General features: G+C 34.5%; 13 protein-coding genes. 12 read left to right on the top strand and 1 reads right to left on the bottom strand.

Annotation, left to right across the window (positions count from 1 at the left end):
- Positions 1-184: 184 nt before the first annotated feature.
- Complete coding sequence (locus DMB65_RS13800) at positions 185-499, bottom strand: GIY-YIG nuclease family protein (RefSeq protein ID WP_110307227.1); 315 nt, start codon at positions 497-499, stop codon at positions 185-187.
- A gap of 248 nt (positions 500-747) precedes the next feature.
- Between DMB65_RS13800 and DMB65_RS13795 the strand changes: the two genes are divergently transcribed.
- The 12 genes from DMB65_RS13795 to DMB65_RS13740 all read left to right on the top strand — a co-directional run bounded on the left by DMB65_RS13795 (position 748) and on the right by DMB65_RS13740 (position 17,603).
- Positions 748-2,145, top strand: coding sequence for a DUF1800 domain-containing protein (locus DMB65_RS13795; RefSeq protein ID WP_110307226.1), 1,398 nt, complete (start codon positions 748-750; stop codon positions 2,143-2,145).
- A gap of 12 nt (positions 2,146-2,157) precedes the next feature.
- Positions 2,158-3,321 (top strand): DUF1501 domain-containing protein, encoded by a 1,164-nt coding sequence (locus DMB65_RS13790; RefSeq protein ID WP_110307225.1) that lies wholly within the window; start codon positions 2,158-2,160, stop codon positions 3,319-3,321.
- A 148-nt stretch (positions 3,322-3,469) separates the two neighbouring features.
- A complete protein-coding gene (locus DMB65_RS13785) occupies positions 3,470-3,676 on the top strand; it encodes an addiction module protein (protein WP_110307224.1) in 207 nt (68 codons plus the stop codon).
- Between the two features lie 474 nt (positions 3,677-4,150).
- Positions 4,151-4,990, top strand: coding sequence for a prephenate dehydratase (locus DMB65_RS13780; RefSeq protein WP_110307223.1), 840 nt, complete (start codon positions 4,151-4,153; stop codon positions 4,988-4,990).
- A 90-nt stretch (positions 4,991-5,080) separates the two neighbouring features.
- A complete protein-coding gene (locus DMB65_RS13775; RefSeq protein WP_110307222.1) occupies positions 5,081-6,226 on the top strand; it encodes a pyridoxal phosphate-dependent aminotransferase in 1,146 nt (381 codons plus the stop codon).
- Between the two features lie 218 nt (positions 6,227-6,444).
- Positions 6,445-7,302, top strand: a complete 858-nt coding sequence (locus DMB65_RS13770) for a prephenate dehydrogenase (RefSeq protein ID WP_110307221.1) — start codon at positions 6,445-6,447, stop codon at positions 7,300-7,302.
- 11 nt (positions 7,303-7,313) lie between these two features.
- Positions 7,314-8,396, top strand: a complete 1,083-nt coding sequence (locus DMB65_RS13765; RefSeq protein ID WP_110307220.1) for a bifunctional 3-deoxy-7-phosphoheptulonate synthase/chorismate mutase type II — start codon at positions 7,314-7,316, stop codon at positions 8,394-8,396.
- A 220-nt stretch (positions 8,397-8,616) separates the two neighbouring features.
- Positions 8,617-11,955, top strand: a complete 3,339-nt coding sequence (locus DMB65_RS13760; RefSeq protein WP_110307219.1) for a VIT domain-containing protein — start codon at positions 8,617-8,619, stop codon at positions 11,953-11,955.
- Positions 11,956-12,053: 98 nt separating this feature from the next.
- Complete coding sequence (gene rsgA, locus DMB65_RS13755) at positions 12,054-13,037, top strand: ribosome small subunit-dependent GTPase A (protein WP_110307218.1); 984 nt, start codon at positions 12,054-12,056, stop codon at positions 13,035-13,037.
- A gap of 87 nt (positions 13,038-13,124) precedes the next feature.
- Entirely contained in the window at positions 13,125-13,577 is a 453-nt protein-coding gene (gene dtd / locus DMB65_RS13750) for a D-aminoacyl-tRNA deacylase (protein WP_110307217.1), read from the top strand.
- Positions 13,578-13,640: 63 nt separating this feature from the next.
- Positions 13,641-15,548, top strand: coding sequence for a DUF3857 domain-containing protein (locus DMB65_RS13745; protein WP_110307216.1), 1,908 nt, complete (start codon positions 13,641-13,643; stop codon positions 15,546-15,548).
- A 24-nt stretch (positions 15,549-15,572) separates the two neighbouring features.
- On the top strand, positions 15,573-17,603 hold the full coding sequence (locus DMB65_RS13740) for a DUF3857 domain-containing protein (RefSeq protein ID WP_110307215.1): 2,031 nt from the start codon (positions 15,573-15,575) through the stop codon (positions 17,601-17,603).
- Position 17,604: the final 1 nt, after the last annotated feature.

Below are 17,604 nucleotides of genomic sequence, written 5' to 3'. Positions count from 1 at the left end.
GTCATTCCGAGGAACGAGGAATCTTCGCAAGAAACTCGACAAAGATTGATGATTTGTATTGCAGAGTTTCTTGTGAAGATGCTTCCTCCGTCAGGATGACAAAACGGTGAGAAAAATCATTAAGGATTAATAACTGCAAGTTCCACAAGTATTTTATGATTGATAAACTTTGAAAATAGTAATTTCAATCAAACAAATTGTTCAAAAAATCCAAATCTGGATTAAGAGTTTTAATTAACTCAATTTTTTTATTTCTACTCCAGCCTTTTATTTCTTTTTCACGACTAATAGCTTCTTGAATCCAAGTAAATTTTTCATAATACAATAAAAACTCAACTTTATATTTTGAAGCAAAACTTTTATTTCCATCAGTAATATTTTCTTTATGCTGAATTAAACGAATTTTTAAATTGTTGGTTACTCCAGTATAGAAAACAGTTTTTGATTTGTTTGTTATAATGTAGATGTAATAAGTATGGTAGCCTTCGTATATTAGCATGGCAAATTTTTTTAAATCACAAATAAAGAAAGATTTTTCTTGTTTTAAATGCGTTTTACTAAAAAATATGTGAACCTATTGGTGCGGAGTTTCTTGCGAAGATTCCTCGTTTCTCGGAATGACAAGTTTCATGAGAAAATTTTTGTTTTACAATAGTTAACAGCTTTTAAATCTTGATAATGGTTTAGGTTATTTGAATTAAACCTTTTCAAAAATCAAAAGTCTTACTTTAAACAAATCTCTTTGTTATGAAAAAAAGCAATCTTTGGTCGTTACGATTGGGCTTCTCCGGAAAGCAAGCCACTAAAATTGAAAAAATAGGATTAGAAAAGTTTCTAAAGCGATCTTATGATATAAAGTTCGATACTCAACTTCCTGCTTTTTTAAAAGAAGACCCCAGGACAATTGCTGAATACAAAGAATCACGTCAACTGATTAAGAATCTCGATCCTGAAGAAAAAAAGAAAATCCAGAAAAGAGAAAACCAAACTACTACTGAATTTAAAAAATGGTGGATTGCCAAAATGCAAACCGATGAATTTCCGCTACGCGAAAAAATGGTTTGTTTCTGGCACAATCATTTTGTAGCAACTTCTCAAAAAGTAAAAATCAATTACTGGATTTACCAGCACAACATGATTTTACGGGAGAATGCTTTTGGAAATTTCAAGGAAATGACCAAAAAGATCGTAAAATCGAACGCCATGATTAAATACCTGGATAATGTCGATAATAAAAAAGGCAAAATCAATGAAAATTTAAGTCGGGAATTACTAGAACTATTCACGATCGGAATCGGGAATTATACCGAAGAGGATATTAAAAACGGTGCAAGAGCCTTGGCAGGATTAAATTATGGTGATGAAGAAGCTGTTTACAGAAAAAATTTAGAAGATAACAGCAATAAAACTTATTTCGGAAGAACGGGAAACTGGAAAGCCGATGATTTAGTTGATATTATTTTCGAACAAAAAAACATTCCGTATCTCATTACTCGAAAAATCCTGAAGTGGTTTCTTTACGATAATCCATCAGAAGAATCTGTTAAATATTATGGCGATTATTTTCGAAAAGTAAATTTTGAAATCGAACCGTTGCTTACTAAAATTTTTACCGAAGAATACGTCAAAGATACTTCCGGAAAAAAAATCAAAGATCCACTGGTTTATATTTCACAGCTTATTGACGAACTCAAATTAAAAGATTATGATGAGACCATGATTATCGCCTTTTTAAAGCAACAAAGAATGGATTTGTACAACCAGATCAATGTGAAAGGCTGGGATGGAGGGAATTCATGGCTTACCTCGCAAGTCTATCTGCAGCGAAACAATACTTCGGATTTGCTTTGCAGCGGAAGGAAACTTTCAAAAAAAGTACTCAATTCGATGAATAATGAAAACCCGAAACCTAAATTAGAATTGGAGAAAAGAGAGGTAAAAGTTGAATTTGACGCAAACGGAAATAATAAAACCATCATAGCCGAATTGTCAAACAGATTGTTGTTTAATGTAAACGAATCCATGCAAAAAGACATGGAAAATTTACTGAAATATGATTTTGATCCTAAAAATCCTAATGCCAATTATGCAGTTGTTCGTTTGTTTAATTATATCACCAAGTTACCGGAATATCAGTTGATTTAAAAAGCTATTATTATGAACAGAAGAAATTTTTTAACGTTAACAGGGACGTTTACCGGAGGAATGCTGGTGCTTCCAAGTTTTTTACATGCTTTTGGTGCTCAGGATAATTTGATTATAGGCGAACAATGTCTGGTTTTTGTTCAACTTAACGGAGGAAACGACGGACTGAATACTTTTATTCCTTATGAAGATCCTTTGTATTATGATTTCAGAACTAAAATTGCTCTAAATAAAGATATCGTTGTAGGTAAAAATAAAGGGATGGCTTTTCATCCTGCCTTAAAAGATTTTGCACAAATGCAGCAAAACGGAGATTTAACGGTAATCCAGAATGTGGGTTATCCGGAACCGGTTCGTTCGCATTTTCGCAGTCAGGAAATTTGGCAAACGGCTGCAGATTCCAATAAATATATTAATGAAGGCTGGTTAGGACGTTATTTGGATTTGCAATGTCACGATCATCAGCCAACAGCCGGAATCAATCTGGATTCGATAGATAATCTGGCATTAAAAGGAATGGAGCCGAATACAATTACGGTAAAAGACCCGGATCGTTTTAAGGTGAAATCAAATAAGGAAAATGAAAAACTATCCGATAATCCGCAATTGGATTTCGTTCGAAAAATTGCCAATTCGGTTGTGGAAGGTTCGGATGATATTCAGAATGCCCTGAAACAATCGAAAACCGAAATTAGTTATCCAAAAACAGGGTTATCTAAAAATCTGGAATGGATTGCCCGATTGTTAAAAGGAAATCTGAATTCGAAAGTGTATTACACATCGCTTAACGGATTTGATACGCACGACAATCAGCTTTCTATTCATGAGCGAAGATTAACAGAATTAAATGATGCGTTATTTAGTTTTTATAACGATCTGAAACAGGCACAATTGCTTCAAAACGTTACAATCGTGGTGTTTTCTGAATTTGGAAGACGTGTAAAAGACAACGGAAGCGGAACCGATCACGGAACTGCAGCTCCAATGTTTGTGATTGGAGGAAGTAATAAAGGAACAATTCTGGGCAATAACCCAAATTTAGCCGATTTGGATAACGGCGATTTAAAACACCAAATTGATTTTAGGTCGGTATACGCTTCTTTGTTACAGCAAAAAATGAGTTTTGATTATTCTAAAATCGGAATTAAAAATAATCCGGTTTCAGGATTGTTTTAATTTTTTCAGGAGCTATTCCCGCTGTACGTTTCAATCTTTTGTGCCGAACCCCGGCACAAAAGGATTTTCACTTCCATCGGGGCTAAAAAGATTCTCGTTTCAAAATAAAATTTGTCTAAATTTGTAATATCAATTAAATAAAAAGGATATGGAAATTAAAAATTTATCTAAATATAGTGATGCCGAGAAAATTGTTTTGGCAGAACAATTGTGGGATAGTGTTTCCAAAAAAGATTTAGAAATCTCTGATGATGTGAAAAATGAATTGGATATTCGAATCAAAAACTTAGAAGAAGGAAAAACAGAGTTATACTATTGGGATGAGGTTAAAAGCCATTTGAGCCTTTCTAAATAATTTCTTTTGATTTTTTTGTCATTTCGACGGAGGAGAAATCACACAAGTAGCTCCGTCCATAAAGTTGCCAACCTTTGTCGAATTGCATATGTGATTTCTCCTCCGTCGAAATGACAATATTGAGGAATAAATACAAATGGTTCGCATAATCTCTTTCAAAACCAATTGTAAAAATCTCATTTCAAGTCTGATTTATTAAAATATAATACAAAACAGCTTTAATTTGTTAAGAAATCCTTTTTTGTTTCATAAAATGCAATATTTTTTTTGGTGCATTTAAAATAATTTATACATTCGCACAGAATTTGAAAAATAACACAAACAAAATGGCAACTAACCGTTTTTATTTTAGCAACAACTTTTATTTCTTCTTTAGTAGAAGTTAGGATTGTGCTATGGTTATTTGAAATAAAATTTAAGACAAATAAAACTAATATACAATCCTGATGAAAATCAGGATTTTTTTTTGACTATATGACAACTAAAATTGCAATACAGGGCATCAAAGGTTCTTTTCACCATCAGGTAGTGAAAGAATATTTTTCTGAAAACGTGGATATTGATGAATGTCTGTCTTTTGAAGAATTAGTAGACAGCCTTATTGCCGGAAAATCAGATCAGGCAGTTATGGCAATCGAAAATTCGATTGCAGGACCAATTATTCCGAATTATGCTTTGATTGACAAGAATAATTTGCACATTATTGGAGAACATTATTTAAGCATTCACCAAAATCTAATGGCTTTAAAAGGTCAGAAGATTGAAGATATAAAAGAAGTTCATTCGCACCCGATGGCGTTATTACAATGTATGGATTTCCTGAAAACGTATCCAAACATCAAATTGGTTGAAGATAAAGATACAGCAGAAACGGCCAGAAGAATTCAGGAAAAACAATTAACCGGAATTGCAGCGATTGGGAGTAAAGTAGCTTCAGAAATGTATGATCTGGATATTATTGCTCCGGAGATTCAGACGATCAAAAACAATATGACCCGTTTTGTAATTATTAAAAAACAAAATTCATTTTTACCGGAAAGCGAAATCAACAGGGCTTCCATCAAATTTGAACTCGATCATAAAAGAGGAAGTCTGGCGGCCGTTTTAAATGTAATGAGCGACTGCAAACTGAATTTGACCAAAATCCAGTCACTTCCGAAAATTGAAACGCCCTGGAAATATTCATTTTTCGTAGATGTGACTTTTGAAAGATATGAAGATTACGCAAAAGCAAAAGCATTATTAAATATCATGGCGGAGTATTTTAAAGTACTGGGAGAATATAGAAATACAAAGCCTTTAAGTCAGTCTTAAAGTTGGAAAGTCGAAAGTCATAAAGTCAAAAATAAAAAGAGCCTAAAGCTTACGGCCTAAAGCCTAAAGCATTTTTAATAAAAAATAGAAATGATTACAACAGCAAAAAGATTAGATACAGTTGAAGAGTACTACTTCTCCTCAAAATTGAGAGAAGTGCGCCAACTGATGTCTGAAGGAAAATCGATCATCAATATGGGAATCGGAAGTCCTGATTTGAGTCCGTCGAAAGCGGTAATTGAAGCGGTTGCCTCCGCCATTCAGGACGAGAATGGGCATGGTTATCAGAGTTATCAGGGATTACCGGAAATGAGGCAGGCGATGGCAGATTTTTATAAGGATCAGTTTGGTGTTGTTTTGAATCCGAATAATGAGATTTTGCCTTTGATGGGTTCAAAAGAAGGAATTATGCATATCTCGCTGGCGTTTTTAAATGAAGGCGATCACGTTTTGATTCCGAATCCGGGTTATCCAACTTATACTTCGGTAACCAATCTGGTAGGAGCAGTTCCGGTTTATTATGATTTGAAAGAAGAAAATGCCTGGGAACCTGATTTTGAAGCATTGGAAAAATTAGAGCTGAAGAAAGTAAAAATTATGTGGCTGGGTTATCCGCACATGCCAACAGGAGCCAGAGGAAGTTTAGCGTTATTTGAAAAACTGGTTGCTTTTGCAAAAAAACACAACATATTATTGGTCAATGATAATCCGTACAGTTTTGTTCTGAATGACAATCCGATGAGTTTATTGCAGGTGGATGGAGCAAAAGAAGTGGCTTTAGAATTAAATTCATTAAGCAAAACGTTCAACATGGCAGGCTGGAGAGTCGGCATGGTTTTAGGAAATCCTGAAATTATCGATGCAGTTCTAAAAGTAAAAAGCAACATGGACAGCGGGATGTTCTACGGGATTCAGAAAGGTGCCATCGCCGCTTTAAAATGTGATAAATCCTGGTTTGAAGACAATAATAAAATTTACAGACGCCGCAGGGAATTAACTGAAAAGCTGGCAGAAAAATTAGGCTGTAAAGTGTATAAAGAAGGAGTCGGGCTTTTTGTCTGGGCAAAACTTCCTGAAGGGATAGAATCAGCAGAAAAGTTCATTGACGAAATATTATATGAGAAGCATATTTTCATAACGCCGGGAACTATTTTCGGAAGCAATGGAGAAGGATATATCAGGTTTTCGTTGTGTGTAAAAGAGGAAAAAGTACAAGAAGCAATAGATAGGTTTTAAGGCTAAGACTTCCTGCAAGGTTTTCAAAACCTTGTAGGTATGAGTTTGAAGGTCTAAAATTGGAAACCTACAAGGTTTTGAAAACCTTGCAGGAGATCTAAAGGTCTTAAAAAACAAGAAGCCCTAGCCCTGATAGAAGTGGAAATCCTTTTTTGCCGGGGTTCGGCGGAAAAGATTGAAGCGAATAGCAGGAAATAGCTACTAATTAATAATAAATTATGAAAGTATACGTAATAGGAATAGGATTAATAGGCGGTTCGATGGTGTTAGACATCAAAGGGCGTTATCCTGAGGCGATTATTTTCGGGATTGACAATAACGACAAACACGTGCAGGAAGCTATTGATTTGGGTGTTGTCGATCAGGAAGGGAAAATGGAGGATCTGGCAAAAGCTGATTTTGTAATCGTTTCGGTTCCGGTAGATGTGGCAATGATCGTTTTACCAAAAGTACTGGATTTGGTTGGAGAGAAAACAATTGTTTTTGAAGTGGGATCGACCAAAAAGCCAATTTGTGAAGCAGTTGCCAATCATCCGAAAAGGAGAAACTTTATTGCGACACATCCGATTGCCGGAACAGAGTTTTCGGGGCCATCGGCAGCAATAAGAGGATTGTTTCAGGGGAAAACGAATATTATCTGTGAAGTGGAAAAGACCGCTTTTAAATTGCAGGAAAAGGCATTGAATCTTTTCAGTTCAATCGGGATGAGGATTCGTTATATGGATCCGGTTTCGCACGACAAACACATTGCTTACGTTTCGCATTTGTCGCACATTAGCTCGTTTATGCTTGGAAAAACGGTTATGAACAAAGAGAAAGACGAACAGGATATTTTTGATATGGCGGGAAGTGGATTTGAAAGTACGGTTCGTCTGGCAAAAAGTTCGCCGGCAATGTGGACACCTATTTTTAAACAGAATAAAGAACACGTTCTGGAAACCTTAGAAGAATATATTGCAAATCTGAGCCGGTTTAGGGATTTGTTGAAAGAAGAAGATTATAACGCCATTTTTGAAGAAATGGAAAGCACAAATAAAATAAAAGAGATATTAAACGGATTAACAATTAAAAAGTAAATTAGAATAAGATGGAAAATAAGAAAGAAATGAGAAAGTGGTTAGAAGATTTCAATTTAGATCACCCACTTGTGATAGCTGGACCTTGTAGTGCAGAAACGGAAGATCAGGTTTTGAAAATTGCTCACGAATTGAAAGATTCAAAAGTTAGCGTATTCAGAGCCGGAATCTGGAAACCAAGAACACGTCCGGGAGGATTTGAAGGTGTTGGTGAAATCGGATTGAAATGGTTACAAAAAGCAAAAGCTGAAACGGGTTTATTAATGGGAACAGAAGTTGCAACTGCAGCGCACTGTAAACTTGCTTTAGAACATGATATCGATGTATTATGGGTTGGAGCTCGTACAACGGCAAACCCTTTTGCGGTTCAGGAAATTGCTGATACTTTAAAAGGAACTGATAAAATCGTTTTGGTAAAAAATCCTGTAAACCCTGATTTGGCTTTATGGCTTGGTGGTGTTGAGCGCTTACACATGGCCGGAATCGAGAAATTAGGAGTTATTCACAGAGGTTTTTCTACATACGAGAAAACAAAATACAGAAACATTCCGGAATGGCAGATTGCTATCGAATTGCAAAATAAATTCCCTGATTTACCATTAATCATCGATCCATCTCACATTACCGGAGATCGTAAAATGATTTTTGAAGTAACGCAAGAGGCTTTAGATTTAAACTACGATGGTATGATTATCGAAACGCACTTCGACCCGGACAACGCCTGGTCTGATGCTGCGCAGCAAGTGACACCAGACGCTTTGAAACAAATCATTAAAGATTTGACTATCAGAAAAACGGATGATACTACAGATGAGTACAGTTCAAAAATGACTAAATTAAGAGCTAATATCGATGTTCTTGATGCTAACTTATTAGAGCTTTTAGGAAAACGTATGAAAGTAGCTGACGAAATTGGTCAGGTGAAAAAAGATGCCAACGTAGCGATTCTTCAAAACAATCGTTGGAATGAAATCTTAGGGAAAATGATTTTGGAAGGTGAGAAAAAAGGTCTTACTGAAGAGTTTGTTTTGAAAATGTTCAAAGCAATTCACCAGGAAAGTATTGGTCACCAGGAAAAAATATTGAATGCATAAATTGTATTAAACCATATAAGTGGTATAAGTTAATTTAAGTTTTTGTAAAGCTTGTTGTTGATTTTTATTATATCACAGGTGTGATTTAGATAATTAAAATAGAATCTCCATCCCTTTGACAAAAGGGTTGGGGATTTTTTTATGAAATTAATTTACACTCCTTCCAACCTTTTTGATTTTTTTGTCCTCTATATCACTATACAACCTTAACTTTCGTATCATGAAATCAAAAATGTGTTTATTTAAGTCAGAAATTTTTCAGGGAAGCCTGAAATTGCTATTTTACTTTTTGCTTTTTTTAGGAGTAAAAACTTTTGCACAAAGTCCCGAACTGACAGTAAAAGGAGAGGACGCTGAAAAAGTCAGAATGAGTCAGTTGCTTGTTAATGTTAAGGTAGTTGGAAATATAGCCTACACTACTGCCGAAATGCATTTTTTTAATTCGGGCAGTCGCCAGATGGAAGCGGAACTTATTTTTCCGTTACCCGAAAATGTTTCGGTTTCGAGATACGCTATTGATATTAATGGCAAAATGCGGGAAGCGGTTCCGGTAAATAAAAATAAAGGGAAACAGGTTTTTGAAGCTATCGAACATCGTCGTGTTGATCCGGGGTTGTTGGAAAAAGTAGATGGGAATAATTTCAGAACCCGAATTTATCCGTTAATGCCAAATGGTGAACGAATTGTTATTATTAGTTATGAAGAAGAGCTTTCTGCTTTCGATAAAAATAATCTGGCATATCAGTTGGTGAGCCGTTATCCTAAAGAGCTGGATAAATTTGAAATCAATGTTTCGGTTTTGGGAGCTTCGGCTTCACCAACTATAGCCGAAAATTCGGGAGAAGCCATTGCTTTTTCAAAATGGAACCAATCTTTTCAGACTTCACTAAAAAAGGAAAATTACCAGCCTTCCGAAAAACTAATTTTTAAGATTCCGATTCAGCAAAATATTCCAGGCGTCGTGATGCAGAATGTAGGAGGTCAGCATTATTTTTATGGAAATACTTTTATTGAAGGAAATAAAGTAGCTAAAAAAACACCCGCTTCAATTGGCTTGATTTGGGATAATTCGCTAAGCTGTCAGACAAGAGATTTGAAAAAAGAACTGGATTTACTGAATGCTTATTTTCAAAAAATCAAGAATACGAAAGTGACTTTATACTTTTTAAATTACACTTTTGAAAAACAAAAAGAATATGTGATTTCGGATGGAAACTGGTCAGAATTAAAATCGGTTTTACAAAATGTAAAGCATGATGGAGGAACCCGTTTTTCTCAAATAAATTGTATCGGGCATGATGAATATTTGTTTTTCTCAGATGGATTATCTTCCTTGAGTCAGAATATGTTGTCAAAAACTAAAAATCCGGTTTATACGATTGCTTCTTCGGCGTCTGCGGATTTTGCTTTTTTGAATTTTTCATCCATGCAAACCGGAGGAAATTTCATCAATCTGAATCAATTGAATGTAGAAAATGCTCTGGATAAATTGGTAAACAATAATTTGAAGTTTTTAGGAATAAAAGAAAATTTTACGGTAACGGATTTATTTCCGTTGGAAGGAACTTCGGTTTCGGGAAGTTTTAGTTTTTCAGGGATTTCTCTGAATCCGAAAAACGAAATTACACTTTTGTTTGGTTATGATAATGAAGCTATTTTGGAAAGAAAAATAACTTTAGATGCTTCGGTTCAAAGCACGACTGATGTTAATATTGAGAAACTTTGGGCACAGAAAAAAATTGCCAGCCTTGATTTGCAATATGCTAAAAATGCAGAAGAAATTGAACTATTAGGGAAGAAATATGGCATTATAACCAAAAACACTTCGCTGATTGTCTTGGAAGATATTCGGGATTATATTTTGTATGATATTATTCCGCCAGCAGAATTGCGTGCAGAATTTGACAGAATCAAAAAGCAGGAGCATGATACCAATCTCGCTAAACAAAAAAACAACTGGGAAAATATAGACAGCTATTTTGAAGGATTAAATTCTTGGTGGGAAAAAGATATAAAATATGTGGTTCCAAAAGTTTTGCCAAAGTCTAAGAAAAAGAAAGGGGTGGTTTATGAAACGATTAAGAGTGATCCGGATGCTGTTTTGACTGTTGATGAACCAGTTGGATCGGGACCTGTTTCTGAGATTGTCCAAGATAATTCAGTTGCTTCGCCTCCTCCTGCTCCAAAAGTTGATCAGGTTTTATTTGTAGCACCTACGGTTGTGAAATCTGAAGAGGTTTACAGAGACGGTGATAAACAAACGAATGTATTAAAAGAAGTAGTTGTGACGGGTTATGCCTCAATGAAAAAATCAGACCTTACAGGTTCAGTACAATCAGTTTCTTATGTTCCGGAAAGAACTATAGCACCAGGACTTTCAAATAATGTAATACAAACACTTGCGGGTAAAGTTGCCGGAGTGGAAGTAGAAGAGGCATCAAATAATAGTATAAGAATAAGAGGGAATTCCACAGTTGCAAATCAGCCTTTAATAATTGTAAATGGAGAAGTTTATCAAGGTAAAATAGAAGATCTAAATAAAGATGATATTGCTTCAATTAATGTTTTAAAAGATGCTTCTACAACTGCTATTTATGGGAGCAGGGCGTCAAATGGAGTGATAATGGTTACTACTAAAAATGGTAATACAATTCAAAACGAAACCAAAACATGGAACCCGGACAGATTATATTTAAAAGCTTTGTCATCGGCACCAAAAGAAAAACAATATGATTTGTATTTCGAATTGAGAAAATCTCAGGAGAGAAACCCGAGTTTTTATTTTGACGTGGCGCACTTTTTCTATAATCAGGGAGATGTAAAAAAAGCACTGCAGGTAATCAGTAATATTGCAGATCTAGGATTAGAAAATCATCAGCTTTATAAAACATTGACCTATACTTTGCGCCAATGGAAGGATTTTGAAGATGCGTCATTTACAGCGAAACAAGTTGCTAAATGGAGAGCTCATGAACCTCAAAGTTTAAGGGATTATGCACTGGCTTTGGAAGATGCAGGTAACTATCAGGAAGCTTTTGATCAATTGGTAAAAGCTTTGGAAGTGAATTATTATGGAGAAATGAGCGGACAATATCAAGGGGTTGAAGATATTATTCTGATGGATATTAATCGTTTGATGACAGAGCATACAGGTTTGGATTCCGGTAAATTAGATAAAAAGTATCTTCAGAAAATGCCGGTAGATATCAGGGTAATAATGAACTGGAATCTGATGGACGTCGATTTAGATTTGCATATTATTGAACCAACTGGAGAAGAATGTTACTACAGTCATACAGCAACTGAAGCCGGAGCAAGATTTTCAAAAGATTTTACGCAAGGGTATGGACCAGAACAATATTTAATTCGAAATGCCGTGAAAGGGAAATACCAAATCAAGACGAATTATTATGGAGAAAGAGAATTAACAGAAAGTGGTCCAGCAACAGTTATGGTTGAAATTTATACCACTAAAGCAGGGAAAACCACTAAAGTTTTAAAAACAATTCAGTTAGGAAAAATTAAGGAGAATGAAGTTTTAGCTGAAATTGTTTGGTAAGGTTGTGCTGATTCAGACTAAGTTTTTAATTTTAAAAGGCGAAGTTGCGTTGTTCAATTCTAAAAACGTAATTTTGCCTTTTAAAATCTTAAATTTGAATGACAGGACTCGTTTATAAATCTACAGGAAGCTGGTACACCGTAAAATCTGAACAAGGGGATTTTATAGAATGCCGTATGAAAGGGAAGTTCAGGATGAAAGGCATTAAAAGTACCAATCCTATAGCTGTAGGCGATGTAGTCGATTATGAACTCGAAGAAACCTCTGATGCTTTGACGGGGACGATTCATACGATTCACGAAAGAAAGAATTATATCGTCCGTAAATCGGTTAATCTTTCTAAACAAATTCATATTATTGCCTCGAATATTGATCAGGTTTTTTTACTGGTTACGATTGATAATCCGCCAACAACGACAAGTTTTATTGACCGGTTTTTGGTTACTGCAGAGGCATACGGGATAGAGGCCATTCTTGTTTTTAATAAAATCGATACTTTAACAGAACAAACTTTAGACGATCAACTTTATTTGCAGCATATTTATTCTGAAATTGGGTATAAATGCCTCAGAATTTCATCTACAGAAAATAAAGGTGTCGATAAGCTGAAAGAAATGATGACGGGTAAAGTAAGTATGTTCTCCGGACATTCGGGAGTTGGGAAATCAACTCTGGTTAATGCGATGGAACCAAGTCTTCACTTAAAAACTACTGTTATCTCAGAACAAAGCAAACAAGGTCAGCATACCACCACTTTTGCAGAAATGTATGATTTGTCTTTTGATGCCCGGATTATTGACACGCCTGGAATCAAAGGATTCGGAATCGTTGACATGGAAAAAGAAGAAATCAGCGGATACTTTCCGGAATTCTTCAAGCTAAAAGATCAATGCAAATTTAACAATTGCCTGCATAAAGAAGAACCTCATTGTGCCATAAAAGCAGCATTGGAAAAAGATGAAATTGCCTGGTCACGTTATAACAGTTACCTTAAAATTCTTGAAGGTGATGATGAGCATTATCGTACCGATACCTATGGAGAAGACAGAGCTGCAAGTGATGAAACCAGGAACCAGAAATAAAAAATAGTCTAAAGTCAAATGTCTTAAAGTCCTAAAGTGAGATTTTAGACTTTTCAACTTTATGACTTTCAAACTTATGACTAAAATATGAAAGTTGTTCTTCAAAGAGTTTCTCAGGCATCTGTAACGGTTGATTCTAAAATTGTTGCTGATATTAAAAAAGGATTGTTGGTTTTAGTCGGAATTGAAGATGCGGATACTCAGGAAGATATTGACTGGCTAGTTGGGAAAATTATTAAAATGAGAATCTTTGGCGATGAAAATGATGTTATGAACTGCTCAGTTCAGGATATTAAGGGAGACATTATTGTGGTAAGTCAGTTCACACTGCACGCTTCTACTAAGAAAGGAAACCGTCCTTCGTACATAAAAGCTTCAAAACCAGAATTTGCCATTCCGATGTATGAGAGTTTTGTAAAAACTTTAGAAAAAGAATTCAATAAAAAAATACAAACCGGAATTTTTGGTGCCGATATGAAAGTCAGTCTGTTAAATGACGGTCCTGTAACAATTTTAATAGACAGTAAAAACAGGGAATAAAAACTATTAAACATTTGTTAAGAATTCTGGAAAATACTATATATTTGGCGAAAATACTTACTAATGAAAAATCTTAGTTACGCTTTACTATTCTTTTTATTTACTTTAATTTCCTCAGCTCAAAAAAGTACTTATTTAATCTCAACAATTAAGGACAGTCTCAAAGAAAATGCTAATGCAGTTGTACGTTTGGATCAAATGGATATTGTCATTGTTTCCCAAAGAAGCATGAATATCAAAACACAAAGAGTAGTATCGGTTTTTAATGAAAAAGGATTGAGGGAAATTGATGCCTACCAGCACTATGATAAAACGACCTCAATAAAAACTATTGAAGCCATTGTTTATGATGCATTTGGTAACGAAATCAAAAAGATTAAGCGAAAAGACTTTAGAGACGAAAGCGCTGTAAGTGGCAGTACATTATTTTCGGATAACCGTGTAGTTTATTTAGATTATACTCCTGTTTCATATCCTTTTACAGTTCTTTATAACAGTGAAACCGAAACGTCAAATACTGCTTTTATACCTCAATGGTATTTTTTGGGAGGGTATTACATCAGTGTTGAAAAATGTGTGCTAAATGTCAATTTTCCTGCGGATCTTGGATTCAAAAAGAAAGAGTTTCAGTTTTCAGGATTTAATATTAAAAAAACAGTTGACACTGATACCAAGTTAAGTTATGAAGCAGCTGATATTTTAGCTCAAAAATCAGAAGATCTTAGTCCGTCATCCCGTGATCTTTTTCCACGACTTATGATGGGATTAGAAAAATTTCACTTAGAAGGAGTTGATGGAACAGCTGCAACCTGGGAGGCATTTGGTAAATGGTACGGAGATAAAATACTAACAGGAACAACAGAGTTGCCTGAAGAAACTAAAACTAAAATAAGGGCACTTGTTGGTGATGAAAAAGACCCTGTAAAAAAAGCAAAAGTTATATACGATTATGTTCAGAAAAAATCAAGATATGTAAATATTGCTATTGGTATTGGAGGATGGAAGCCTATGCTGGCAAGTGATGTTGATCGTTTAGGATATGGAGACTGTAAAGCCCTTTCAAATTACACCAAAGCCCTTTTGCAGGTAGTTGATGTTCCGTCATATAATACAATTTTATATGGTGATCGCTATAAATCCAATATTCAGTCTGATTTTGTTTCAATGCAGGGAAATCATATGATATTGGCAGTGCCAAATGGAGATAATTATACCTTTTTAGAATGTACAAGCCAGGATGATCCGTTTGGTTACCAGGGCACTTTTACGGACGATCGTGATGTTTTGGTGGTCAAGCCCGAAGGAGGTGTAATTGTCAGGACTAAAATCTATGAAGACAAAGGCAATACTCAAACAGATAAAGGGATTTATAATATTGATGAAAACGGTAATCTTTCCGGACATATTTCAATAGTTTCTGAAGGTTCTCAATACAGTTCAAAATCCAGTGCTGAAACTTTACAGCCTACAGAAAAAGAAGCACATTATAAGGAGTATTGGAGCAATATCAACAATTTAAAATTAGGGAAAATAACTTTTGCAAATGATAAGCAAAATATTCGTTTTACTGAAGATGTAGAGCTAAGTGCTGTGAATTATGGTGTGATTTCAGCCAATAAAATGATTTTTCCTTTAGATGTATTTAATCAAAGCAAGAGCAATGTGAAACGCATCCGAAATCGTAAAAATCCATTTCAGATTCAACGTGGTTATTTAGATACAGATGAAATTGAGATTAATCTTCCTGTTGGTTTTTCGATTGAATTTCTGCCTTCTAATTTCGAATTAAAAGGGAAATTTGGAGAATATAAGACTGAAATTATCAAAAAAGAAAATAATAAATTGATTTACAAACGCACCATGTTTTTAAATAAGGGGAAATATTCGAATAAAGAGTACGATGAATATCGTCTTTTTATGGAACAGGTTTCAAGAAACGATAATGCCAAAATTATATTAATCAAGAACTAATCAATCAGTCAAAACCCAAACCAAATGAAATTCATTAATTTTTTTAGTTTCTTATTTGTGCTTTTTATTCTTACCCAGGCAAATGCACAGGAATTTAAATTAGGAAAAGTCTCTATTGCAGAATTAGAGCAAAAAACACATCCAAAAGATTCATCAGCAGTAGCAGCAATATTATATAAAAAGGGTACAGCCACCATCGAGTATAATGATCAGGACGGGTTCTTTTTAATGACAAAAGTAGATACACGTATCAAAATTTATAAAAAGGAGGGATATGATTGGGCAAACCAGAGTGTGGTCTATTATATTGGAAGCAATGATTCAAGAGAAAAAGTTGATTTTTCGGATGTCAATACTTTTAATTTAGTAAATGGAAAAGTTGAAAAAACAAAACTGAAAAGTGACGGTGTTTTTAATGAAGAGGTAAATAAATACAGAGCCAGAAAAAAAATTACAATGCCAAATGTAAAAGAAGGTTCTGTATTGGAATTTAGTTACACAATTAGAACATCAAACATTGGAATGATGCGAGAATGGGCTTTTCAAACGAGTATTCCGGTAAATTATTCTGAGTTTGTAACCCAAATTCCTGAATATTATATTTTTAATGTCAGACAAAAGGGATATGTGTTTCCTAAAGTTACTCCAGAAAAAAACAATAAATCAATCCTGATAAACTCAAAAGAAAGATATTCAACAGGAGGATTTGGAGGAGGTGCAACAAGAACAGAGTATTCTCAGGATAAAATAGATTATATCGAAGCAAAAACTACTTATATCGCTGAAGATTTGCCAGCGATGAAAGAGGAGTCATTTGTTAATAACATAGACAATTATACTTCCAGTTTGGAGCAGGAACTTTCAATGGTTAAGTTTCCGAATAGTCCAATTAAAACTTTTTCTACAGATTGGAATTCAGTAGCGAAGACCATTTATGAGTATGATGATTTTGGTCCTGAATTGAATAAGACAGGATATTTTGAAGACGATTTAAAAGCATTACTTGCAGGAATAACAAAACCTGAAGAAAAAATAGTAGTTATTTTAAATCATGTTAAATCAAATGTTAAATGGGATAAATATTATGGTTACAGTTGTGATAAAGGAGTACGTAAAGCCTATCAGGAAAAATCAGGAAATATTGCAGAGATAAATTTAATGCTTACTGCCATGCTGCGTTATGCAGGATTAACTGCAAATCCGGTTTTAGTTAGTACCAGATCTAACGGAGTGGCATTATTTCCTAACAGAACTGCGTATAACTATGTAATTGCAGCAGTTGAAACAGAGAAAGGATACATTCTCTTAGATGCTTCGGATAAATTTTCTATGCCCAATGTATTGCCATTTAGAACTTTAAATTGGCTTGGAAGATTAATAAGAAAGGACGGAACATCAGAAGAGATTGACCTAATGCCTAAAAAAACATCAAATGATATTGTTTTTTTGACGTATAATATTGATTCAGATGGTAAGGTTACAGGACAAACACGAAGACAATGCAGTGATTATAATGCGATGATCACCAGAGAGAATATATTTGGTATCAAAGAAGATGAGTATTTAGAAAAACTGGAAAACCAAAACAATAAAATAGAGATCAGCGATTATGCAAGAACAAACGAAAAAGAAATCATGATGCCTATTGTAGAAACCTATTCATTTACAGGAAATAATTTATGTGAAGTAATTGGAGGGAAAATTTATTTTAGCCCAATGTTGTTTTTTACCAATGAAAAAAATCCTTTTAATCAGGAAACCAGAGAATATCCAGTTGATTTTGGATTCCCATTTTTGGATAAATACAATATAACAATCAAGATCCCGGATGGATTTACTGTTGAAACATTACCAGTTCCGGCTGTCATGAACATGGAAGATAACTTAGGTTCTTTCAAATTTAATATTGCTGTTAGCGAAAATACACTTCAAATGGTTATTTCACATCAAATTAATGAAGCGATTGTGTCAACACATCAATATGAAATGCTTAAAGAGTATTACAAAGCCATGATTGCAAAAGAAAGTGAGAAGATTGTTTTAAAGAAAATTTAAA

The sequence above is a fragment of the Flavobacterium cheongpyeongense genome (genome assembly GCF_003202435.1).
GTDB lineage: Bacteria > Bacteroidota > Bacteroidia > Flavobacteriales > Flavobacteriaceae > Flavobacterium > Flavobacterium cheongpyeongense.
The sequence above is the reverse complement of the archived record's forward strand: the minus strand, read 5'-3'. Positions and strand labels throughout refer to the sequence as shown.

Bases quoted from the DNA above. Each gene is read 5' to 3' on its own strand.
- DMB65_RS13800 (WP_110307227.1), bottom strand. From the start codon at position 499: ATGCTAATATACGAAGGCTACCATACTTATTACATCTACATTATAACA.
- DMB65_RS13795 (WP_110307226.1), top strand. From the start codon at position 748: ATGAAAAAAAGCAATCTTTGGTCGTTACGATTGGGCTTCTCCGGAAAG.
- DMB65_RS13790 (WP_110307225.1), top strand. From the start codon at position 2,158: ATGAACAGAAGAAATTTTTTAACGTTAACAGGGACGTTTACCGGAGGA.
- DMB65_RS13785 (WP_110307224.1), top strand. From the start codon at position 3,470: ATGGAAATTAAAAATTTATCTAAATATAGTGATGCCGAGAAAATTGTT.
- DMB65_RS13780 (WP_110307223.1), top strand. From the start codon at position 4,151: ATGACAACTAAAATTGCAATACAGGGCATCAAAGGTTCTTTTCACCAT.
- DMB65_RS13775 (WP_110307222.1), top strand. From the start codon at position 5,081: ATGATTACAACAGCAAAAAGATTAGATACAGTTGAAGAGTACTACTTC.
- DMB65_RS13770 (WP_110307221.1), top strand. From the start codon at position 6,445: ATGAAAGTATACGTAATAGGAATAGGATTAATAGGCGGTTCGATGGTG.
- DMB65_RS13765 (WP_110307220.1), top strand. From the start codon at position 7,314: ATGGAAAATAAGAAAGAAATGAGAAAGTGGTTAGAAGATTTCAATTTA.
- DMB65_RS13760 (WP_110307219.1), top strand. From the start codon at position 8,617: ATGAAATCAAAAATGTGTTTATTTAAGTCAGAAATTTTTCAGGGAAGC.
- rsgA (WP_110307218.1), top strand. From the start codon at position 12,054: ATGACAGGACTCGTTTATAAATCTACAGGAAGCTGGTACACCGTAAAA.
- dtd (WP_110307217.1), top strand. From the start codon at position 13,125: ATGAAAGTTGTTCTTCAAAGAGTTTCTCAGGCATCTGTAACGGTTGAT.
- DMB65_RS13745 (WP_110307216.1), top strand. From the start codon at position 13,641: ATGAAAAATCTTAGTTACGCTTTACTATTCTTTTTATTTACTTTAATT.
- DMB65_RS13740 (WP_110307215.1), top strand. From the start codon at position 15,573: ATGAAATTCATTAATTTTTTTAGTTTCTTATTTGTGCTTTTTATTCTT.